The sequence below is a fragment of the Nocardia salmonicida NBRC 13393 genome (assembly GCF_001613085.1).
GTDB classification, from domain to species: Bacteria; Actinomycetota; Actinomycetes; order Mycobacteriales; family Mycobacteriaceae; genus Nocardia; species Nocardia salmonicida.
This window is the reverse complement of record NZ_BDBR01000020.1, coordinates 1-24,827: the sequence shown is the minus strand read 5'-3', so window position 1 is coordinate 24,827 and position 24,827 is coordinate 1. Positions and strand designations below refer to the sequence as shown.

Annotated in this window: 3 protein-coding genes; 2 read left to right on the top strand and 1 reads right to left on the bottom strand. The window is 69.7% G+C overall.

Features of this window, described 5'->3' with window-relative positions; genetic code table 11:
* Positions 1-32 precede the first annotated feature (32 nt).
* Positions 33-722 (bottom strand): thioredoxin-like domain-containing protein, encoded by a 690-nt coding sequence (locus tag NS1_RS21155; protein ID WP_084503888.1) that lies wholly within the window; start codon positions 720-722, stop codon positions 33-35.
* Between the two features lie 92 nt (positions 723-814).
* Between NS1_RS21155 and cobM the strand changes: the two genes are divergently transcribed.
* Complete coding sequence (gene cobM, locus NS1_RS21150) at positions 815-1,558, top strand: precorrin-4 C(11)-methyltransferase (protein WP_062987028.1); 744 nt, start codon at positions 815-817, stop codon at positions 1,556-1,558.
* 419 nt (positions 1,559-1,977) lie between these two features.
* On the top strand, positions 1,978-24,827 hold a 22,850-nt coding region (locus NS1_RS21145; RefSeq protein ID WP_157125326.1), incomplete at its 3' end, for a non-ribosomal peptide synthase/polyketide synthase.

Sequence of the window (24,827 nt, the reverse complement as noted above, 5' to 3'; positions counted from 1 at the left end):
CACCCCCATGGTCGTCCGCCGCTCTGGTCCGATCACCGAATACCCGACATCGGAACGGCGTCGGGGCCCGGTGGGGTCGGGTCGTACGGTGGGGGATCGGTGCGGTCGAAGAGGGGAGACGAGCAGGTCGCGCCGACTTCCGGGGTGGTGTAAGGGTTTTCGCGGAGGGCCACGATGAACTGGTCGATGCGTTCGTCGGTGGCGTCGTCGAGGGTGAGCTGATGGCCCCACGACTGCAACGAGATCGGGTGGTCCATATCGGGGATGGGCGACATCAGGGTGTACTGCCTGTCGGTGACCTTCGCGCTCAACGCCGCCTGGTCCTGCGGGCTCACCTTCGCGGGGTCGTAGGCGATCCATACCGCGCCGTGCTCCATCGAGTGCACCGCGTTCTCGGTGCGCAGGGCCTTCGCATAGACGACACCGGTGCAGGCCGCCCATTGCGCGTCATGCGGTCCGCCCACCGGGGGAATCGACGGGTAGGCCACTCGCTGGTTCGGGCGCACATGCTGCTGCCCCGGCGCGATCTCGGTGACGACGACGCCGGGAATCCGGAGCGATGGGTCACGGTTGTCCGAGGACGGGGCGAAGCTGTCCGCGGTAGCGGTGGCCTTACCGACGACCTTCTCGGCCGAGCACCCCGTCGCCAGCGTGGCGGCCACGACCACCACCGCGCAAGCGCCCGCGCCGCGCAACCCACCGGACCTACTCGAAACCCGCATCGCGGACCCCCGTTTCCTCGTCGCCGCCGCTTGCCATCCGACACAGAACCTACTTGTCTCCCGGTCTCGGGGGCACTTCTAGACTCCCGACTATGACTGTGCACTTCATCGGGGCAGGCCCCGGCGCCGCCGACCTGCTCACGGTGCGAGCGGTCGAGCTCCTACGCGACAGTCCGGTCTGCCTCTACGCGGGCACCTACCTCGACCCCGAGGTCCTCGCGCACTGCGCGCCCGACACCGAAATGATCGACACCCAGCATCTGAACCTGGACCAGATCATCGACCATCTCGTGTGCGCTACCGAGGCGGGCCGTGACGTGGCGCGGCTGTGCTCGGGCGATCCCTCCCTCTACTCGGCCCTCACCGAGCAGACCCGCAGACTCGATGCCCGCAACGTGCCGTGGGACATCACCCCGGGCGTCCCCGCCTACGCGGCCGCCGCGGCGGCGCTAGGGACCGAACTGACCGTCCCCGAGGTCGTCCAGTCGGTCGTGCTCACCAGGACCCAGGCCCGCTCCACCGCGATGCCGGCGGGCGAGGCCCTGGGGAACTTCGCCGCCACCGGCGCGACCCTCGTCCTCCATCTCGCCATCACCCGGATCAGGGGGCTGGCCGAGGAGCTGGTCGCCGAATACGGTGCGGACTGCCCGGTCGCCGTCGTCTATCGCGCCAGCCAACCCGAACAACTCGTTCTGCGCGGCACGCTGGCCGACATCGCCGACCAGGTGGAGGCCGCCGACCTCCGTCAAGCCGCGGTGATCCTGGTCGGGCGCGCGCTGTCCACAGCCATCGACTGCGCCCAGTCGCACCTCTACGACCCCGCCAGGACCCGGTAACACCCGCTGCCGCGACAGCAGACCGATCGGTGTGAGCCATCACTCAGTTCCTGCGGTGCACCGCTGATCGGGCAGGGATGTGAGAACGCGGACAAGCGTCAGCAAACGTGGGGCAGTGGCTCCACCAGGGGCGATGTTTGCGAGCTATGGAGGTGGTTGGTTGCGGGGCGGCCACACCGGTAGATTGGTGCGATGGTTTGCGACGAGTAGACCGGCGCTGGCGGCCGGACGGTCAGGTGCATGGTCTCGGCTGTGTAACGAGACCGACCCGGGCGACAGATAGTGCCAATGGACATTTTGCCTGATTGATTCGAGAACTGAACCCGAGACGCGGGCGCCACGCTGGTAGTTAGGTGGGCGCTCGCGTTCCGGTGTCGTCGGGGAGCGCCTGATTGGGTGTTCCGGAAGCGAGGTTTGGGTTGGACCGGCTGGATTTCGGCGGAAACGGCGAAACTGGTGACGGACGTGGAGGCTCCTCGGAGTACTTCCCGCTCTCGCCCGCACAGCTGGGTATCTGGTACGCGCAGCACGTCGACCCACAGGTGCCGATCAATATCGCCCAGTACGTCGACCTGCGCGGACGCCTCGATGTCGCCGTGCTCGAGCGTGCGAGCGCCGACGCGGCCACCGACCTCGAATCGGGCTGGTTGCGCATCGTCGAGGTCGACGGTGAGCCGATGCAGACCATCGACCCCACCCAGGACGCGACGCTGATCTATGTCGATCTGCGTGGCGAGTCCGACCCCGAAGCGGCCGCCGCCGCGTGGATGCGCGCCGAGTACAGCCGCCCGCTCGACATCGTCGAAGACCGCCTCGTCCAGGCCGCCGCGCTGCAGCTCAGCGATGATCGCTGGTACTGGTATGCCCGCGTCCACCACATCGTGCTCGACGGTTTCGGCGCCAACAACTTCGTCAACCGCACGGCGGAGCTCTATACCGCCGAGGTCACCGGCACCCCGGCCCCGCCGAACAAAGCCACCGACCTGCGCGCGCTCTACGAGTCCGAGCTCGTCTACCGCGACAGCACCCGTTTCCAGTCCGACAAACAACACTGGGCCCAGCGCGTAGCGGGTCTGGAAGAGGGCAGCAGCCTCACCGGCCGCTCGGCCCCGCCCTCCCCGGTCAACGACGTCACCAGCGCGGCGCTGAGCACGGCGCAGGACGAGCTGCTCACCGCGGCGATCGCCCGCCACGACAGCACCGCCGCACCGCTGCTGATCGCGGGTTTCGCGGCGTATCTGGCCCAGATCACCGGCACCGAGGACGTGATCCTCAGTCTGCCGGTCACCGCTCGCACCACCGCGGTGATGCGTCGCTCCGGCGGCGTCACTTCCAACATCGTCCCGCTGCGCCTGCGTGTGGGCCACGACACCACCGTCGCGCAGCTGCTGCGTTCGGTGACCACCGAGGTCTCCGGCGCCCTGCGCCACCAGCGCTATCGTCACGAGGACATCCGCCGTGATTCGGCGGGCGACGGCATAGTCTCCACGGAGTTCTTCGGCCCGTGGGTCAACATCATGCTGTTCGACAACCACCTGAGCTTCGGTGGCATGGAGGGCACGCTCAACGTGCTGTCCACAGGCAGCATCGAAGACCTCGGCGTCAACTTCTATCAGTCGCACGGTGGCACCCGCTCCCACATCGACTTCGAGACCAACCCGAACCTGTACTCGGCCGCCGACGCGCAAACCCATCACGGCCGGTTCCTCGAGTTCTTCGACCGGTTCCTGGCCGCCGACGCCGAGCTGCCGGTGTGGAAGCTGCCGGTCACCGGCACGGCCGAGCTGGAACGCTCGCTCACGGAGTGGAACGACGCGGCCCACGAGGTCCCCGCCACCACCCTGCCCGCGCTGCTCGACGCGCAGATCCCGCTCACCCCGGACAACATCGCCCTCGATTTCGAAGGCGAAACCCTCACCTACGCCGAGTTCGCCGCGTTGGTGAACCGGCTGGCCCGTTTCCTGATCGCCGACGGCGTCGGCCCGGAATCCCTCGTCGCGCTCGGCATGCGCCGCTCGCTCGACCTGGTCATCGGCATGCACGCCGTGCTGCGGGCCGGTGGCGCGTACGTGCCGATCGACCCGGATCATCCGGCCGACCGCACCGCCTACATCCTCGAGTCCGCGGCACCGGTCTGCGTCCTGACGACCACCGGCGACGACCTCGACCTGCCCGACACCGTCGCCCGCGTCGAGATCGATCGACTCGACACAACCGGTTTCGACGCCACACCTGTCACCGATGCCGACCGCCTGTCCCCGCTGCGCCCGGACAACACGGCCTACGTCATCTACACCTCGGGTTCCACCGGTCGCCCTAAGGGCGTCGCGGTCACCCACCACGCGATCGTCAACCAAGAGCTGTGGATGCTCGACGAATACCGGTTGACCGCCGACGACGTCTACCTGCAGAAGACCGCGACCACCTTCGACGTGTCGCTGTGGGGCTACTTCCTGCCGCTGATGGTCGGCGCGAAGCTGGTCATCGCGAGCCCCGACGGCCACCGCGACCCGCTCTACGTCGCGGACATGATCGAACGCCACGGCGTCACCGTGACGGACTTCGTCCCGTCCATGCTCACGGTCTTCGTCTCCCACGCGACGCAGGCCCAATGTGCCACGCTGCGTGCGGTTTTCGTCATCGGTGAAGCGCTGCCTCCCGAGACCGCCGCAGGTCTGCGCGCGATCTCCGATGCCGGCCTGCACAACCTCTACGGCCCCACCGAGGCAGCGGTCTCGGTCACCTACTGGGAGGCCACCGAAGCCGACACCACCCAGGTGCCGATCGGTATCCCGGAGTGGAATGTCGAAGTCTACGTACTGGATTCGCGGCTGCGACCGGCCGCGATCGGCGCGCCGGGTGAGCTGTATCTGGCCGGTCGACAGCTTGCCCGCTGCTACCGCGGCCGCCCCGATCTGACCTCGGATCGCTTCGTCGCCAACCCCGTCGGGGCCCCCGGCGAGCGCATGTACCGCACCGGTGACCTGGTGCGCTGGAACGCCGACGGCGTGCTGGAATACATCGGCCGCACCGACTTCCAGGTGAAGTTCCGTGGTCAGCGCATCGAGCTCGGTGAGATCGAAACCGACCTGCTCGCGCACCCGAGCGTCAGCCAGGCCGCGGTCCTCGTGGTCGACACCGCGACCGGCCAGCAGCTCGTGGCCTACATCGTGCCCGCGCCGGGTCAGTCCGCCGACCCGGCGACGCTGACCCGCTTCGTGTCCGAGAAGCTGCCCGCCTACATGGTGCCCGCGTCGATCATGGTGCTCGACGCGTTCCCGCTCAACACCTCGGGCAAGCTCGACCGCAAGGCCCTGCCAGAGCCCGTCTTCACCGCCGCCGCAGGCGATTTCCGCGCACCGCGCACCCCGGCCGAACAGATCGTGGCCGGCATCTTCGCCGACGTGCTGAGCCAGGTTCGGGTCGGCGCCGACGACAACTTCTTCGAACTCGGTGGCAACTCGCTGGTCGCGACCCAGGTCGTCGCCCGCGTCGGCGCCGCGTTCGGCATCCAGCTCGGTGTGCGCGCGTTGTTCGAGACCCCGACCGTGGCCGGTCTCGCCTCGCGGGCCGAATCCGCCACGCCCGCCGATGTTTCCGCCGCGCGTCCGCCGCTGGTCGCGCAGCCCCATCCCGAGCAGGTCCCGCTGTCGCTGGCCCAGCAGCGGATGTGGTTCATCAACCAGTTCGACCCCACCGCGCCCACCTACAACCTGCCCTTCGTGGTGCAGATGAAGGGCCGCGTCGATGTCGACGCCCTGATCGCCGCGCTCAATGATGTTGTGGTGCGCCAGGAATCGCTGCGCACGATCTTCCCCGACGCCGACGGCGGCTTCCAGCAGGTGCTCGGCGCCGACGAATTCGATCTCGGCATCGCGGTGACCCCGATCGACCAGTCGCGCCTGCGCGAGGAACTGATCGACTTCGCCTCCACCGGATTCGACGTCACCCTGGAACTGCCCATCCGCGTGCAGATCTTCAAGGTGGTCGGCGGAACGGCTGAGTCCAACGGCGCCGCTCCCGAGGGCTCTGCGTGGTCACGCTCCGCTACCGCCTCCGAGCCCGCCGGTCACGGCGCGGGCACACCGGAATACGCGGTGGCCTTCGTCGTCCACCACATCGCGGCCGACGGTTTCTCCTTCGGCCCGCTGGCCCGCGACGTCGCCACCGCCTACCTGGCCCGTGCCGCGGGCGAGGCCCCGGCCTGGTTGCCGCTGCCGGTCCAGTACCGCGACTACACCCAGTGGCAGCACGATCTGCTCGGCGCCGAGTCCGACCCGACCTCGATGGCCGCGCGTCAGCTCGACTACTGGCAGCGCGCGCTCGAGGGCCTGCCCGACCAGCTCGACCTGCCCAGCGACCGCCCGCGCCCGCAGCAGCAGAGCTTCCGTGGCGCACGCGTCGGATTCGAGATCGACGCCGACACCCACGAACAGCTCGCCGCCGTGGCCCGCGCCAACGGCGTCACCCTGTTCATGGTGGTGCACGCCTCCCTGGCGGTGCTGCTCGCGCGTCTGTCGGGCACCACCGACATCGCTGTCGGCACCCCGATCGCCGGCCGTGGTGAGCAGGCGCTGGACGACCTGATCGGCATGTTCGTCAACACCCTGGTGTTGCGTTCCGACGTCGACCCCACCCAGCCGTTCACCGAATTCCTCGCCCGCACCCGCGAAACCGACCTGAGCGCGTTCGCCAACGCGGACGTGCCGTTCGAGCGGCTCGTCGACGTACTCAACCCGTCGCGCTCGCAGGCCCGGCACCCGCTGTTCCAGGTGGTGCTGTCGTTCCAGGAGATGTCGCACGGCACGCTCGAGCTGCCCGGTCTCACGGTCACGGCCGACGAGGTCGAGGTCGACATGGCCAAGTTCGACCTACAGTGGACGCTGACCGAGGAACACACCGGCACCGGCTCGCTGTCGGGTATGACCGGCGTGCTCACCTACGCCATCGACCTGTTCGACCAGTCGACCGTCGAAGAGCTGCTGCTGCGCTGGCGCCGCGTGCTCGACGCGATCCTGGCCGACCCGGCCGTCACCGTCGGCGCGATCGATGTGCTCGACGCCGCCGAACGCACCGACCTGGTCACCCGCTTCGGCGCCACCGCCGCGGTGGCGCGCACCCTGCCGCAGCTCATCGCCCAGGCCGCCCGCGACACCGAATCGACCGCCGTGGTGTTCGAGGGGACAGCTGTCTCCTACGGCGAACTCGATCGGCGCTCGAACCAGTTGGCGCGCTTGCTGATCCAGCAGGGTCTGGGCGCCGAGGACTTCGTGGCCGTGGCCGTGCCGCGTTCGCTGGAGTCGGTGCTGGCGGTGTGGTCGGTCGCCAAGACCGGCGCCGCGTTCGTGCCCGTCGACCCGAACTACCCGGCTGATCGCATCGCCCACATGATCGCCGATGCCGGTGTGTCCGTGGGTATCACGGTCACCGGGGAAGCAGGCGAGCTGCCCGATTCGGTGAGCTGGCTGGTGGTCGACGACCTCGACCTCGACTACATCTCCGATGCCCCGCTGGCCCCGCGCGAACTGGTCCGCCCGACCGATCCCGCGCAGCCCGCGTACCTGATCTACACCTCCGGCTCCACCGGTGTGCCCAAGGGCGTCGTGGTGACCCATGCCAGCGTCGCCAACTTCTGCGCCGAGCAGATCGACCTCTACTCGCTCGACTCGAACACGCGCGCACTGCATTTCGCCTCGCCCTCGTTCGACGCGTCGGTGCTGGAACTGCTGCTCGCGATCGGTCGCGGCGGCACCCTCGTCGTCGTCCCGCCGGGCGTCTACGGCGGTGAGGAACTGCGCGACATCCTCATCACCGAACAGGTCACCCACGCCTTCGTGACCCCCGCCGCGCTGGCCACCTTCGACGCGCGCGGCCTCGATCACCTGCGGGTGCTCGCCGCCGGTGGCGAAGCGGTGCCGCCGGAGCTGGTCGCCAAGTGGGCGGTGCGCCTGCCCGACGGTTCACGCCGCATGCTGGGCAATGTCTACGGCCCCACCGAGACCACCATCGCGTCCAACCTCAGCGAAGGGCTGATCCCGGGGGAGCGGGTCGTCATCGGCGGACCCATCCGCGGCGTGCACACCCTGATCCTCGACGACCGCCTTCGCCCCGTGCCGGTGGGCGTCGCGGGTGAGCTCTACATCGGCGGCGTCGGTATGGCCCGTGGCTACCACGCGCGCGCCTCACTGACCGCCGACCGATTCGTCGCCAATCCCTACGCCCCCGGCGCGCGGATGTACCGCACCGGTGACGTGGTGCGCTGGACCGCTGATCGCAATGTGGAATACGTCGGCCGCTCCGACTTCCAGGTGAAGGTCCGCGGTTTCCGTATCGAGCTGGGCGAGATCGACTCCGCGCTCGCCTCGCACGAGACCGTCGATTTCGCGGTCAGCATCGGCCACAAGAACAAGGGCGGCAGCACCTCGCTGGTGTCCTATGTCGTCGCGGTTCCCGGTACATCGATCGAGATCGCCGAACTGACCGACCACGTCGCGCAGCGCCTGCCCGCGTACATGGTGCCCTCGTCGATCATGGTGCTCGCCGCGATCCCGCTGACGGTCAACGGCAAGCTCGACCGTCGCGCGCTGCCCGCGCCGGTGTTCGAGGTGCGCGAGTTCCGTGCCCCGACCACCCCGATCGAGCAGATCGTCGCGCAGATCTTCGCCGACGTGCTCGAACTGGGCCGCGTCGGCGTCGAGGACGACTTCTTCGAGCTGGGCGGCAACTCGCTGATCGCCACCCAGGTCGCCTCCCGCATCGGTATCGCCCTCGATACCCGTGTCCCGGTCCGCATGCTGTTCGAGGCTCCCACGGTGGCGGCGCTGGCCGCCCGGGTGGAGTCCCAGGCCGGCGACGGCGCGCGCAAGGCGCTGGTCGCCCGCGAGCGCCCCGACCGGGTGCCGCTGTCGCTGGCACAGCAGCGCATGTGGTTCCTCAACCGCTTCGACACCGCCTCGGCGGTCAACAACATCCCCGTCGCGATCCGGCTCTCCGGTGATCTCGACGTGGCCGCATTGCAGGTCGCGGTCATCGACGTCATCGACCGGCACGAGTCGCTGCGCACCGTGTTCCCCGACTCCGGCACCGGCCCCGTGCAGGTGGTCCTGGACGCCGCGCAGATCGTCCCCGACCTCACCCCGTACCGGGTCACCGAGGACAACCTCATCGATCACCTGATCGACCTGGCGTCGATGGCGTTCGACGTGACCAGCGAAGTGCCGCTGCACGCACGGCTTTTCGAGGTGTCCGAGTCCGAGTACGTGCTCGGTATGGTGGTGCACCACATCTCCGCCGACGGTTGGTCGATGGCGCCGCTCTCGCGCGATGTGATCATGGCGTACGCGGCCCGCACCTCGTGGGAAGCGCCGACCTGGGCCGAATTGCCGGTCCAGTACGCCGATTACGCGCTCTGGCAGCGTGAGGTGCTCGGTTCCGAGGACGATCCGCAGTCGCTGATCTCCTCCGAGATCGCCTACTGGGCAAAGGAACTCGCCGACCTACCCGACGAGCTGGTCCTCCCGGCCGATCATCCGCGCCCGCCCGCCGCCTCCTACCGGGGCGGCACGTACAGCTTCGTGATCGCGAGCGAAACCCAGCGCGCCCTGGTCGAATTGGGGCGCCGCTACAACGCCTCGCTGTTCATGGTCATGCACAGCGCGTTGGCCGTGCTGCTCGCCCGCGCCAGCGGCACCAGCGATATCGCGATCGGCACCCCCGTCGCGGGCCGTGGTGATCAGGCGCTCGACGACCTGGTCGGCATGTTCGTCAACACCCTGGTGCTGCGCTCGCAGGTCGAGGGCGCCACCCCGTTCGCGACCCTGCTCGACCAGGCCCGCGAGACCGACCTGCAGGCCTTCGCGCACGCCGACGTGCCGTTCGAGCGGCTCGTCGAGGTGCTCAACCCGGCCCGTTCGCAGGCGCGCCACCCGCTGTTCCAGGTGATGCTGTCGTTCCAGAACAACAAGCAGGCTTCGCTCCAGCTGCCCGGCCTCGCGGTCAGCGGCATCGATTACGACCCACAGCTGGCCAAGTTCGACCTGCAGCTCACGCTCACCGAGGTGCAGGACTCCGACGGCGAAGCCGGCGGCATGGCGGCCGAGTTCTCCTACGCGCTCGACCTTTTCGAGGAATCGACGATCGCCGCGTTCGCGCGCAGGCTCGACAACATCTTCGCCGCGATCGTCGCCGATCCCGAGGTGTTCGTCGGCGATATCGATCTGCTCGCGCCCGAGGAGCACGCGCAGGTTCTCGTCGACTGGAACGACACCGCGCACGCGGTCCCGCAGGGCACGCTGGTGTCGCTGTTCGACGCGCAGGTCGAGCGGACCCCGGACGCCGTCGCCCTGGTCTTCGAGCAGGAAGAACTGTCCTACCGCGAGCTCCAGGAGCGGGCCAACCGCATCGCGCGCCGCCTGATCGCCGACGGCGTGGGCCCCGGTGACCATGTGGCACTGGCGATCCGGCGCTCCACCGAGCTGGTCGTCGCCATGTACGCGGTGCTGCAGACCGGCGCCGCCTACGTGCCGCTCGATCCCGATCAGCCCGCCGACCGCATCGGCCACATCATCGAGACCGCGCGGCCGCGCCTGGTGCTCACCAGCCGTCGCGACTCGTTCGAGGCCGACGGCGTCACCGTGCACGTGGTCGAGAACATCTTCTCGCCCGCCGATTTCAGCGGCGCCCCGATCACCGATGCCGAACGCGTGCAGCCGCTTCGGGCCACCAACACCGCCTACGTGATCTTCACCTCCGGCTCGACCGGTCGCCCCAAGGGCGTCGCGGTCGACCACGCGGCGATCGTCAACCGGCTGCTGTGGATGCAGCACGAGTACCCGATCGACGCCGCCGACGCCGTCCTGCAGAAGACCCCGGCCACCTTCGACGTGTCGGTGTGGGAGTTCTTCTGGCCCTTACAGACCGGCGCCCGCCTGGTCGTCGCCAAGCCCGACGGCCACCGCGACCCGGTGTACCTGGCCCAGATCATCGCCGAGCGCCGCATCACCACCGCGCACTTCGTGCCCTCGATGCTGTCGGTGTTCGTCTCGACCCTCGGCAGCAACGGCAACGGTGACGCGGTGCGCCTGCGTCAGGTGTTCGCCTCCGGTGAGGCGCTGCCCGCGCCCACCGCGCAGCGGCTGCGCGAGCTCACCGGCGCCCGCCTGCACAACCTGTACGGCCCCACCGAGGCCGCGGTCGACGTCACTTATCACGAGGTCGTCGACGCCGATGTGGAGTCGGTGCCGATCGGCCGCCCGGTGTGGAACACCAGGGTGTTCGTGCTGGATTCGCGGCTGCACCCCGTGGCCCCCGGTGTCGCGGGTGAGCTCTATCTCGCGGGCGATCAGCTGGCCGTGGGCTATCTCAACCGGGCCGACCTGACCGCTGACCGTTTCGTCGCCAACCCGTACGGCGCGGCAGGCTCGCGGATGTACCGCACCGGCGACCTCGTCACCTGGACCGCGGTGTCCGCCGGCAACGGGCTCTCCTACGGTGAACTGAACTACCTGGGCCGCACCGACTTCCAGGTGAAGCTGCGCGGTCTGCGCATCGAACTCGGTGAGATCGAGGCGACCCTGCTGGCCCAGCCGGGCGTGGCGCAGTCGGTCGTGGTCGTGCGCTCCGACGCGCACGCCGGTGACCAGCTCGTCGGTTACCTGGTGCCCGAAGCGGGAACGACCGTCGACGTGGCCACCGTGAAGGCGGGCGTCACCGCCGAGCTGCCCACCTACATGGTGCCCTCGGCTCTGGTCGTGCTCGATGCCTTCCCGCTCAACGCCTCCGGCAAGCTCGACCGTAAAGCGTTGCCCGCGCCCGTGTTCGAGGCGAAGGTGTTCCGCGCGCCCTCGACCCCGATCGAGGAGATCGTCGCCGAGATCTTCGCCGACCTGCTCGGCGCCGAGCGCGTCGGCGTGGACGACGACTTCTTCGCCCTCGGTGGCAACTCCCTGGTGGCCACCCAGGTCGCGGCCCGCCTGAGCAAGGCGCTCAACGCCGAGGTCGGCGTCCGCACGCTGTTCGAGGCGCCCACCGTCGGCGCGTTGGCCGCGCGGGTGGAATCGCACGCGGGTTCGGGTCTGCGCGCCGAGCTCACCGCCCGTCCGCGTCCGGAGCACCCGCCGCTGTCGCTCGCGCAGCAGCGCATGTGGTTCCTCAACCGCTTCGACGTCGCCGACACCGGCACCTACAACATCCCGGTGGCGGTCCGCCTGCAGGGCCTGCTCGACCTGCCCGCCCTGCGCGGCGCGGTCGCCGACGTGATCGCCCGCCACGAGACCCTGCGCACGGTCTACCCCGTGTACGTGGCCCCCGAGTCGGGGCGCGCCACCATGGCGGAAGGCACCGCGTACCAGAAGGTCCTCGCCGCCGCGGGCTCCATTCCCGACGTCGAGCTGATCGAGGCCGACGAGACCGATATGGCGATCTCGCTCTACGAGTTCGCCCGCCGCGGTTTCGATGTCACCGCGAACGCGCCGGTGCGCCTTCGGGTCTACGAGCTCGGCGAACGCGAGCACGTGCTGGTGATGGTGGTCCACCACATCGCCGCCGACGGTTTCTCGCTGCGCCCGCTGGTGCGCGACCTGATGACCGCCTATGTCGCCCGCACCGCGAGCACCGAACCCGGCTGGCCGCCGCTGGCCGTGCAGTACATCGACTACGCGCTCTGGCAGCGCGAAGTCCTCGGCGACGAAACCGATCCCACCTCGCTGATCTCCGAGCAGCTCGAGCACTGGCGCGGCGCGCTGGCCGACCTGCCCGACGAACTGCGCCTCGGCCACAAGTCGCGGCCCGCGCAGGCCAGCTACCAGGCGGGCACGCACCGCTTCGAAGTGCCGGGCGAGCTCGTCGAGGCACTGAACCGGGTCGCCCACGAGCACAGCACCACCCTGTTCATGGTGGTGCACAGCGCGTTCGCCGTCCTGCTGGCGCGGCTGTCGGGCACCTCCGACATCGCCATCGGCACCCCGGTCGCGGGCCGTGGTCAGCAGGCGCTCGACGATCTGGTCGGCATGTTCGTCAACACCCTGGTGTTGCGCGCGCAGGTCGACCCGGGCGCGAGCTTCACCGAGCTGCTCGCTCAGGTCCGCGGAGACGACCTGGCCGCTTTCGCGCACGCCGACGTACCGTTCGAGCGCCTCGTCGAGGTGCTCAACCCGACGCGGTCGCAGTCGCGGCACCCGCTGTTCCAGGTGATGCTCTCGTTCCAGAACCTGGGCCGCACCACCCTGGAACTGCCCGGCCTCACGGTCTCCGAGCTGGGCATCGACCAGCACATGGCCAAGTTCGATCTGCAACTCGCGCTCAGCGAGGTCCCCGCCGACGACGACAGCCATATGGACGCCGAACTCGTCTACGCGACAGACCTTTTCGACGCGGGCTTCGCCGCGACCTTCGGCGCCCGACTGCTGCGCGTGCTCACCGCCGTCGTGGTCGACCCCTCGGCCCCCGTCGGGGACATCGAACTGCTCGACTCCGCCGAGCGCGCCCTGGTGCTCGATCGCTGGAACGACACCGAATTCGCCGTCGACGCCGCGCTGAGCACGCCGAGCGACGACGAACCGGCCACTCTCCACGCCCTGTTCGAGGCCCAGGTCGCGCGGACCCCCGACGCGATCGCGCTCACGTTCGAGGGGACGAGTCTGTCCTACGCCGAGTTCGCCGGGCGGGTGCGTCAGCTGGCGCGCTGGCTCAAGGACGCCGGTGTCGGCCCGGAATCGTATGTGGCACTCGGCATGCGGCGCTCGATCGACCTGCTGGTCGGTATGTACGCCGTGTCCGCCGCCGGTGGCGCGTACGTGCCGCTCGATCCCGACCATCCGACCGAGCGCATCGAGCACATCCTCGAGACCGCGCAGCCGGTCTGCGTGCTGACCTCCGGGGAGAGCCTGCCCGCTGCCGCCGGTCGCGAGGTGCGCATCGACCAGCTCGACCTGTCCGGCCACTCCAACGCGCCGGTCACCGATGCCGACCGGCACCGCCCGCTGCGCTCGGACAACACCGCCTACGTCATCTTCACCTCCGGCTCGACCGGTCGTCCGAAGGGCGTCGCGGTCAGTCACGCGGCGATCGTCAACCGCCTGGTCTGGATGCACGCCGCCTACGGCCTCGCCGCCGACGACGTGGTGCTGCAGAAGACCCCCGCCACCTTCGACGTGTCGGTGTGGGAGTTCTTCTGGCCCTTGCAGGTCGGCGCGCGCCTGGTCGTCGCCAAGCCGGACGGGCATCGCGACCCGGCCTACCTGGCCCGGCTGATCGGGGCCGAACAGGTCACCACGGTGCACTTCGTGCCGTCGATGATGGCGGTGTTCGTCACCGAACCGCTGGCCGCCGAGTGTGTCTCGCTGCGCAATGTGTTCGCCTCCGGTGAGGGTCTGCCCGCGCCGACCGCGCAGCGTCTGCGCGAATTGACCGGCGCCGCACTGCACAACCTCTACGGTCCGACCGAAGCCGCGGTCGACGTGACCTATCACGAGGTCACCGACGCCGACACCGAGACGGTGCCGATCGGCGCCCCGGTGTTCAACACCCGTCTGTACGTGCTGGATTCGCGACTGCGACCGGTTCCGGTGGGTGTCGCGGGTGAGCTCTACCTCGCGGGCGTGCAGCTGGCCCACGGGTACGTCGGTCGCGCCGACCTGACGATGGACCGCTTCGTCGCCGACCCGTTCGCGGGCGGCGAGCGCATGTACCGCACCGGCGACCTCGTCACCTGGACCGCCGACGGCGAGCTGGAGTACCTGGGCCGCACCGACTTCCAGGTGAAGCTGCGTGGTCTGCGCATCGAACTGGGCGAGATCGAGTCGGCGCTCACCGCGCTGCCGGAGATCGCCCAGTCGGTGGTCGTGGTCCGCGCCGACGAGCACACCGGCGATCAGCTGGTGGCCTACGTCATCCCGGAGACCGGCGCCACCATCGACACCGACGCGGTCAAGGACGCCCTCGGCGCCGAGCTGCCCGTCTACATGGTGCCCGCCGCGTACGTGGTCCTGAACGCGTTCCCGCTCAACGCTTCCGGCAAGCTCGACCGCAAGGCGCTGCCCGCGCCGGTGGTCGCCACCCGCACCTTCCAGGCGCCGGTCACCCCGGTGCAGCAGATCGTCGCCGCCACCTTCGCCGAGGTACTCGGCGCCGGTCAGGTCGGCCTCGACGACGACTTCTTCGAACTCGGCGGCAACTCGCTGGTCGCCACCAGGGCCGCGGCGCGCCTGTCCGAGGCGCTCGACACCCAGGTGCCGCTGCGCGCGCTGTTCGAGGCCTCGACCGTCGCGGCGCTGGCAGCTCGCGTGGAAACGCATACCGGTCGTGGCGGCCGGATCCCGCTCGTCCCGCGCCCGCGTCCCGAGTTGGTGCCGCTGTCGCAGGCCCAGCAGCGGATGTGGTTCCTCAACCGTTTCGACAACCGCACCGCGGTCAACAACATCCCCGTCGCGATCCGCCTCACCGGTGACCTCGACGTCGCCGCGCTCGAAGCGGCCGTCGCCGATGTGGTGGCCCGGCACGAATCACTGCGTACCTTCTACCCGGCATCCGACGTCGCCGCGGGCGCGGTCGACGAAGGCGCCGGCTACCAGCAGGTCCTGCCCGCCGACGAGGTCCGTCTCGCGCTGCCCGCCCAGCCGGTCGCCGCGAGCGACGTGGTCGCGCGTGTGGTCGAGTTGGCGAGCGTCCACTTCGACGTGACCCGCGAGGTTCCCTTCCGCGCGAGCCTGCTGCGCGTCGACGACCGTAATCACGTGGCCGTGTTGGTGATGCACCACATCAGCGGTGACGGCTTCTCGCTGCGGCCGCTGCTGCGCGATGTCGTGGTGGCCTACACCGAGCGCACCCGGGGCGAGATCCCCGCCTGGTCGCCGCTGGAAGTCCAGTACGCCGACTACACCCTGTGGCAGCGTGAGGTCCTCGGCGAGGAGTCCGATCCCGAATCGGTCGCCGCGAGCCAGCTCACCTACTGGACCGAGCAACTGCGTGACCTGCCGGATCAGCTCGAGCTACCCGCGGATCGTCCGCGTCCCGAGGTCGCCACCAATGCCGGTGACCTGCACCGCTTCTCGATCGACGCGCACCTGCACCATGCGCTCACCGAGATCGCCCGCGCTCGCGGGGTCACCCTGTTCATGGTGATGCACGCGGCACTGGCCACCTGGGCCGCGCGCCTGTCCAACAGCACCGACATCGCCATCGGCACTCCCATCGCCGGTCGTGGCGAGCGCACGCTCGACGACCTGGTCGGCATGTTCGTCAACACCCTGGTGTTGCGCAGCGAGGTCGACTCCGGCGCGAGCTTCAGCGACCTGCTGGATCAGATCCGCAAGGTCGACCTGTCCGCCTTCGCCAACGCCGATGTGCCGTTCGAGCGCCTCGTCGACGTCCTCAGCCCCACCCGTTCGCAGGCGCACCACCCGCTGTTCCAAGTGGCGCTCACCTTCGAGGCGGCCACCGCCGCCGACACCGGCACCATCGCACTGCCGGGCCTCGAGCTCGATGTCGTCGATTTCGATCCGGGCACAGCGAAGTTCGACGTGCAGCTCACCGTGGGCGAAGCCGCCGACGGCTCCCTCGCACTGTCGTGGAACTACGCCACCGATCTGTTCGACCCCGAGACCGTCGCCGCCTTCGGTGACCGGCTGGTGCGCATCCTGCGCAGCGTCGCCGAGAACCCCGACGTGATCGTCGGCGATATCGACCTGCTCGGCGAGGCCGAACAGCGCGATGTCGCCCAGCGTTGGGTGTCCTCCGGCGCCGACGCCATCGGTCTGCCGGTCATCCACGACGCCAGCACCCCCGCGGGCTACCGGCGCGGGCTGTTCGGCAACAAGCACACGACCCTGGTCGACCTGTTCGACGCCGCGGCCGCCGCCTACCCGGACCGCATCGCCGCCAAGTTCGGGGTCGAGTCGCTGACCTACGCCGAACTCGATCGCCGCGCGAATGTGTTGGCGCGCAGGTTGATCGACGACGGCGCGGGCCCGGAATCACTGGTCGCGGTGATCCTGCCGCGCTCGCTCGATCTCGTCGTCGCGCTGCTGGCCGTCGTCAAGACCGGTGCGGGTTACGTGCCGGTGGACCCGACGTACCCGGCCGAGCGCATCGCCTACGTGCTCGAAGACTCGCGCCCCACCAGCGTGGTCCTCGATTCCACCGTCCAGGTGACGGTGCCGCAGCATCTGCCCTCGGTGGTGCTCGACGGATTCGCCGTGGAAACCGGCAATATCGAAGACGCCGACGACGCCACGATCACCGACGCCGACCGGCTGGCACCGCTCTCGCCGGACAACGTCGCCTACGTCATCTACACCTCCGGTTCGACCGGTCGCCCCAAGGGCGTCGCGGTCGCGCACCGCAATGTGGTGCGGCTGTTCGCCAACACCGACCGTGACTTCGGCTTCGGCCCGCGCGATGTGTGGACGCTGTTCCACTCCTACGCCTTCGACTTCTCGGTGTGGGAGCTGTGGGGCCCGCTGCTGTTCGGCGGCTCGCTGATCGTCGTCGACTACTACACCTCGCGCTCGCCCGAGCAGTTCCTGGAACTGCTGCGCGTGGAGCAGGTGACGGTGCTCAACCAGACGCCGTCGGCGTTCTACCAGCTGGCCGAGGCCGACCGGAACGCCGGACCCGGCCTGGAGCCCCTGGCCCTGCGCTACGTGGTGTTCGGTGGCGAGGCCCTCGAGCTGCGTCGTCTGTCGGATTGGGTCGCCCGCCACGGTGACAGCTCGCCGACGCTGGTCAACATGTACGGCATCACCGAGACCACGGTACACGTGTCGTTCCGTGCCCTGGACGCGAAAACCATTGCCGCCGCAGCGGGTTCGGTCGTCGGCCGGGCGATCGCCGGGCTCGGCGTGTACGTCCTCGACAACCGGTTGCGTCCCGTGCCGGTGGGTGTCGCGGGCGAAATGTATGTCGCCGGACCGCAGTTGGCGCGCGGCTACCTGGGTCGCCCCGACCTGACCGCTACCCGCTTCGTCGCCAATCCCCTCGCAGGGCCGAATCAGGGCGGCTCGCGTCTGTACCGCTCCGGCGACCTCGCCCGCTGGAACCGCTTCGGCGAACTCGAATACCTCGGCCGCGCCGACGACCAGGTGAAGGTCCGCGGTTTCCGTATCGAGCTCGGTGAGATCGAAGCCGCCGTGCTCGCGCAGCCGGGTATCGCGCAGGCCGCGGTGATCGTGCGCGAGGATCAGCCGGGTGACCAGCGGATCGTCGCCTACGTGGTCGCCGAGGGCGACCTGGAGCCCGACCTCGAGGTCATTCGCAGCGGTGCGGCCGAACAGCTGCCCGCCTACATGGTTCCCGCGGCGCTCGTGCGCCTCGAGTGGATCCCGCTGACCGTCAACGGCAAGCTGGATCGCCGCGCGCTGCCCGCCCCCGCGGTGCAGGCGCGGGCCTTCCGCGCACCCGTCACACCGGTGCAGGAAACCGTGGCCGCGGTCTTCGCCGATGTCCTCGGCCTGGACCGGGTCGGTGTCGACGACGATTTCTTCGGCCTCGGCGGCAACTCGCTGATCGCCACCCGCGTGGTGGCCCGCATCGGCGCGGCGCTCGGCGCCACGGTGCCGGTGCGCGCCCTGTTCGAAGCCTCCACCGTGGAAGCCCTTGCCGCACGGGTGGAATCGCACACCGGCGGCACCGCCCGCGCGGCGCTGGTCGCCCGTGAGCGCGCCGAAGGCGAATTGGTTCCGCTGTCGTTCGCCCAGCAGCGCATGTGGTTCCTCAACAAGTACGACACCACCTCGGCTGCCTACAACCTGCCCGTCGCGATCCGCCTCACCGGCGAACTCGATACCGAGGCACTGGCGCTCGCGCTCGCCGACCTGGTCCGCAGGCACGAGTCGCTGCGCACCCGCTACCCCGAGCACGGCGGTACCCCGGTGCAGCAGATCGTTGCCGCGGAACGGATCTCGCTGGATCTGCGCCCCGTCGCGATCGATCGTGACGAGCTGTTCGAGACGGTCACCGAGTTCGTGTCCACCGGTTTCGATGTGGCCGAACAGGTTCCGATGCGCGCGCGGTTGTTCAGCGTGGCCGGATCGGCCGACAGCGCCCCCGTCGAGCACGTGTTGGTCGTGGTCGTGCACCACATCGCCGCCGACGGTTTCTCCATCGCGCCGCTGACCCGTGACGTGATGCGTGCCTACACCGCCCGCGCCCAGGGCACCGCCCCCGGCTGGGCGCCGCTGCCGGTGCAGTACGCCGATTTCGCGATCTGGCAGCGCGCCGTGCTCGGCACCGAGGACGACGCCGAATCGCTGATGTCGCGCCAGGTCGGCTACTGGCAGACCCAGCTCGCCGGCGTCCCCGACGAACTGACCCTGCCGTTCGACCGCGCCCGCCCGGCGATCGCCTCGCACCACGGCGCCACCGTGCACCGTGAGCTCTCGCCCGAGCTGATCGCCAAGCTCGACGAGGTCGCCCGTCGTCAAGGCGCGTCGCTGTTCATGGTCATGCACACCGCCCTCGCGGTGCTGCTGGCCCGGCTGTCCGGCTCCGACGACATCGCCATCGGCACCCCCATCGCGGGCCGTGGCGAGCAGGCCCTCGACGACCTGGTCGGCATGTTCGTCAACACCCTCGTCCTGCGCACCGGCGTCAGCCCGGCGGAGTCGTTCACCGACCTGCTGGAACGCGCACGCAAGGCCGACCTCGACGCCTACGGCAATGCCGACGTCCCGTTCGAGCGTCTGGTCGAACTGCTCGCGCCGGAGCGCTCGCAGTCGCGCAACCCGCTGTTCCAGGTGATGCTGGCCTTCCAGAACCTGGACCGCACCACCCTCGAACTGCCGGGGCTCGCTGTCTCGGCGCTCGATCTCGACGAGAGCGTTGCCCGCTTCGACCTGCAGTTCACCCTGTCCGAGCTGGGCGAGCCCGGCAGCGGCGGGATGGCGCTGGCACTGAACTACGCCACCGAACTGTTCGACGAGAACACCGTCGCCGCCATCGCGGTGCGCTGGCAGCGCGTACTCGAGGCCGTCGCCGCCGATGCCGCGATCACGGTCGGTGCGATCGATGTCCTCGATGCCGCTGAGCGGTCCGATCTGGTGTTCCGCGTCGGTGAACCGCCGGTAGCCGCCCGCACCCTGCGCAACCTCCTGGCCGAGGCCGTCGCCCAGAACCCGACCGGCCCCGCCGTGGTGTTCCAGGGGGCGAGCGTTTCCTACGCCGAGCTCGATGAACGCTCGAACCGGCTGGCGCGCTTGCTGATCGCCGAGGGCATCGGCGCCGAAGATCTCGTTGCCGTCGCGGTTCCGCGCTCGGCCGATTCGGTGCTGGCCGCATGGGCCGTCGCCAAGACCGGCGCTGCCTTCGTGCCGGTCGACCCGACTTACCCGGCCGACCGCATCGCGCACATGGTCACCGACTCCGGCTCGCCGCTCGGCCTCACCGTCGCCTCCGTGCGTGACGGATTGCCGGATTCGGCGCGCTGGCTGGTGCTCGACGAGCTGGATCCGGCCACCGTCGACGGTGGTCCGATCGCGGACGCGGAACTCGTGCGGATGACCACCCCCGAGCAGCCCGCCTACGTCATCTACACCTCCGGCTCCACCGGCGTGCCCAAGGGCGTCGTCGTCACCCATGCCGGTCTGGCGAACTTCGGCGAGGAACAGGCCCAGCGCTACGCCCTCGACACCGACACTCGCGCACTGCATTTCGCCTCGCCCTCGTTCGACGCCTCGATCCTCGAACTGCTGCTGGCGCTGGCCCCTGGCGGCGCGCTGGTCGTGGTGCCGCCGGGCGTCTACGGCGGCGACGAACTGTCCGAGCTGATCCGCACCGAGCGGGTCACCCACGCCTTCATCACCCCCGCCGCCCTGGCGACTTTCGACCCCAGCGGTCTCGACTCGTTGCGTGTCCTGGTCGCCGGTGGCGAAGCGGTGCCCGCCGATCTGGTGTCGAAGTGGGCAGTTCCGTTGGCGGACGGCACGACTCGTGCCTTCCACAACGGCTACGGCCCCACCGAGACCACGATCATGACCAACATCAGCGCCGCGCTGGCGCCGGGCGAGCTGGTCACCATCGGTGGCCCCACCCGCGGCATGCGTTCGCTGATCCTGGATGCCCAGCTCCAGCCTGTTCCGGTGGGTGTGGCGGGTGAGCTCTATCTGTCGGGCATCCAGCTGGCCCGTGGGTACCACGCCCGCGCCGGGCTCACCGCCGACCGGTTCATCGCCGACCCGTTCGTTCCGGGGGAGCGGATGTACCGCACCGGTGACGTGGTGCGCTGGACCGCTGATCGCACCGTCGAGTACGTCGGCCGCTCCGACTTCCAGGTCAAGATCCGCGGCTTCCGGATCGAACTGGGCGAGATCGACTCCGCCCTCGCCTCGCACGAGACCGTCGACTTCGCGACCACCGTCGGCCACAAGAGCACCGCGGGCGCTGTCTCGCTGGTCGCGTATGTGGTTGCCGCACCGGGTCATTCGATCGATGTCGCCGCCCTGACCGCGCATGTCGAGGATCGTCTGCCCGCGTACATGGTGCCGTCGTCGATCATGGTGATCGACCACGTGCCGCTGACCCCGGTCGGCAAGCTCGACCGCAAGGCGCTGCCGGAGCCGGTCTTCGCCACCGAGGTCACCTTCCGCGCCGCGCGCAACCCGATCGAGCAGACCATCGCCGAGGTCTTCGCCGAGGTTCTCGGTGTGGAGCGCGTGGGCGTGGACGATTCGTTCTTCGCCCTCGGCGGCGACTCGATCGTCTCCATCCAGCTCGTCTCCCGGGCCAAGGCCCGTGGCGTGCTGTTCTCCCCGCGCAACGTTTTCGAACAGCGCACCGTCGCGGGGCTGGCCTCGGTCGCCGAAACCGCCGATGTCGCCGCGGCTTCCGCGATCACCCTCGCCGAGCTGCCCGGTGGCGGCGTCGGTGAGATGCCGCTGACCCCGGTCGTGCGGTTCATGGCGGAGCGGTCCGGTTCGTTCAACCGGTTCAACCAGACCATGGCTCTCGAGCTACCGGTCGGCATCGACCGCGCGGGCATCGCCGCCACCGTCGGCGCGGTGATCGACCGTCACGACATGCTGCGCTCGCGCCTGCACCAGGTCGACGGCCGCTGGGTCGTCGACACCGCCCCCGCAGGCACGGTCGACGCCGCCGCGCGTATCGACCACACCGTCTTCGATCCCACCGTCTCCGACGCCGAGCTCGTCGACATCGCCTCTGCCGCACTGGATGCCAGCCTGGATCGCCTCGATCCCGCCGACGGTGTCGTGGTGCGATTCGTGTGGCTCGAGCCCGCCGCGCCGGACGCCGGCGACTCGGCCGCGTCCACCAGGTCCGCCGCACGGGCGGGTCGACTGATCGTCGTCGCGCACCACCTGGTGGTCGACGGCGTGTCCTGGCGCATCCTCGTCCCCGACTTCGTCGCCGCGTGGGGTCAGCTCTCGGCCGGTCAACAGCCGGAGCTGGTGGCCCCCGCGACCTCGATGCGGGCCTGGGCGCACGCCCTCGCCGACGAGGCGAGGAGCACCGAACGCGCCGCCGAGCTCGACTTCTGGCGCGCGGTCGTCGACACCCCGGACCCGCTGCTCACCGAGCGGGCGATGAACCCGGCGGTCGACGTCTCCGGCGTGGTCGAGAAGCTGCCGGTCGAGGTCTCCGCCGAGGTCACCAAGGCACTGCTCACCACGGTCCCCGCCCTGTTCCACGGTGGCGTCAACGACGGCTTGCTCACCGCGCTCGCGCTGGCCGCCGCCAAGTGGCGCTCCACCCGCACCGGCCCCGGCGCGCTGGGTGACGGCCGCCGCGCCGACTCGACCAGCGACGCACTGCTCGTGCGCCTCGAAGGCCACGGTCGCGAGGAAGAGGTCGCGCCCGGCGCCGACCTGTCACGCACCGTCGGCTGGTTCACCGCCATCTTCCCGGTCCGCCTCGACCTGGCCGGCATCGACATCGACGCCGCTCTCGCCGGTGGACCGGCGCTCGGCCAGGCCGTCAAGGTGGTCAAGGAACAGCTGCTCTCGGTGCCAGACAAGGGCATCGGCTACGGCCTGCTGCGGTACATGAACGCCGAGACCGCCGCCGAACTGCCCACGCAGCTCCCCGGCCAGATCAGCTTCAACTACCTCGGTCGCGTCGCCGACAGCGATGTCCCCGATGCCCTGCGCGGCTTCGGCTGGATCCCCGCACCCGAGCTGGCAGCGCTCGGCGGCGCCTACGACGCGGACATGCCCGCGATGGCGCCACTGGACGTGAACGCGATCGTCGTCGGCGACAAGCTCAGCGCCAATATCGGCTACCCGAGCACGCTGCTCGCCGAGGCCGAGGTGCGCGAGTTCGCCGACCTGTGGATCACCGCGCTGGAAGCTGTTGCCCGGCACGCCAATTCGTCCGACGCGGGCGGTCACACACCGTCCGACTTCGCCCTCGTGCGCTCCACCCAGCGCGATATCGACACCTGGGAGAAGCGCTACCCCGAGCTCACCCAGGTGTGGCCGCTGGCCGCGCTGCAAGCGGGTCTGTTCTTCCACGCCCGTTTGGCCGCCACCTCGGTCGACGTCTACACCGCCCAGGCGGTCCTCACGCTCACCGGTCGCGTCGACGCCACCCGTCTGCGCGCCGCCGCCCAGGCGCTGCTCGACCGCCACGAAACCCTGCGGACCGCGTTCGTCACCGACCACGACGGCAATGCCGTGCAGGTCGTCCTCGACACCACCCGCGTGGCGTGGACCGAACACGATCGCATCGAGACCGGTGAATACGCCGACCTCGTCGAGGCCGACCGCACCGCGCGCTTCGACCTGGCGAACCCGCCGCTGATCCGCTTCACGCTGATCCAGATCGCCGAGCACGAGTGGCGCTTCGTGGTGTCCAACCACCACATCCTGCTCGACGGCTGGTCGACGCCGCTGGTCATGCGTGACCTGCTCGCGCTCTACGCCCTGCACGGCGACGCGAGCGCGCTGCCCGCCGTTCGCTCCTACCGCCACTTCCTGGAATGGGTTGCCCGCCAGGACCACTCGGTCTCGGTCGAAGCCTGGTCGCACGCGCTGCGCGGCGTCACCGAGCCGACCATGCTGGCCCGCCCCGACGCGAGCCGCGAGATCGCCGCGTTGTCCGACGAGTACCTGTTCGACCTCGACGAGCCGACCACGGCGCGGCTCGTGGCGCTGGCCGCCGACCTCGGCGTCACCCCGAACACCGTCCTGCAGGTGGCCTGGTCGATCGTGCTCGGCCGGATGACCGGCCGCGACGACGTGCTGTTCGGCACCACCGTCTCGGGCCGTCCCGCGCAGCTCTCGGGCGTGGAATCCATGGTCGGTCTGTTCATCAACACCGTCCCGGTGCGCGTGCGCTTCGACGCCGCCGAAACGGTGCGCGACGTGCTGACCCGCACCCAGGGCGAGCAGGCCGACCTGCTCGACCACCACTACATCGGCCTCGCCGAGATCCAGTCCGCGGCCGGAATCGGTGGCCTGTTCGACTCGCTGGTGGTCTTCGAGTCCTACCCGGTCGACGCCGAGGGCATCAAGGCACAGGCCGCCGACATCGACGGCATGGCTGTCACCGGCCTCGACGCCGCCGACGCCACCCACTACCCGCTGTCGCTGATCGCCCAGCTCGACACCCAGCTGCGCGTGCGCGCCGGCTACCTGAGCGACCTGTTCGACGCCGCCACCGTGCATCGCATCGCCGAGCGCCTGATCCGGGTGCTCACCGCGATCACCACGGAACCGACGGTCGCCGTGGGCGATATCGAACTGCTCGACGCCGCCGAACGGGAACTCGTCGTGCGTGAGTGGAACGCCACCGCGCACGAGGTGGACCAGCGGGCCACCCTAGTCTCGATGTTCGAGGCCCAGGTAGCGCGCACGCCGCAGGCCGCCGCCCTGTCCTTCGAGGGCACGAGTCTGTCCTACGCCGAGTTCGCCCAGCGGGTCTACCGCCTGTCGCGCTGGCTGATCGACCGCGGTGTCGGCCCGGAAACCTATGTGGCGCTGGGCATGCGCCGCTCGATCGACCTGGTCGTCGGCATGTACGCGGTGAGCGTGGCCGGTGGCGCCTACGTGCCGCTGGACCCCGATCATCCGGCCGAGCGCACGGAATACATTCTCGCGACGGCGGATCCGGTCTGTGTGCTCACCTCGGGCACCGATCTGGAGATCGACACCGCACAGGTCAGGATCGACCTGCTCGACCTGGACGGCTATGCCGATACCCGCGTCACCGATGCCCAGCGCATCGTGCCGCTGCGTCCGGAGAACACGGCGTATGTGATCTTCACGTCGGGTTCGACGGGTCGTCCGAAGGGTGTGGCGGTCAGCCATGGCGCGATCGTCAA

Coding starts and splice junctions, on each gene's coding strand:
- NS1_RS21155 (WP_084503888.1), bottom strand. CDS start 722: ATGCGGGTTTCGAGTAGGTCCGGTGGGTTGCGCGGCGCGGGCGCTTGC.
- cobM (WP_062987028.1), top strand. CDS start 815: ATGACTGTGCACTTCATCGGGGCAGGCCCCGGCGCCGCCGACCTGCTC.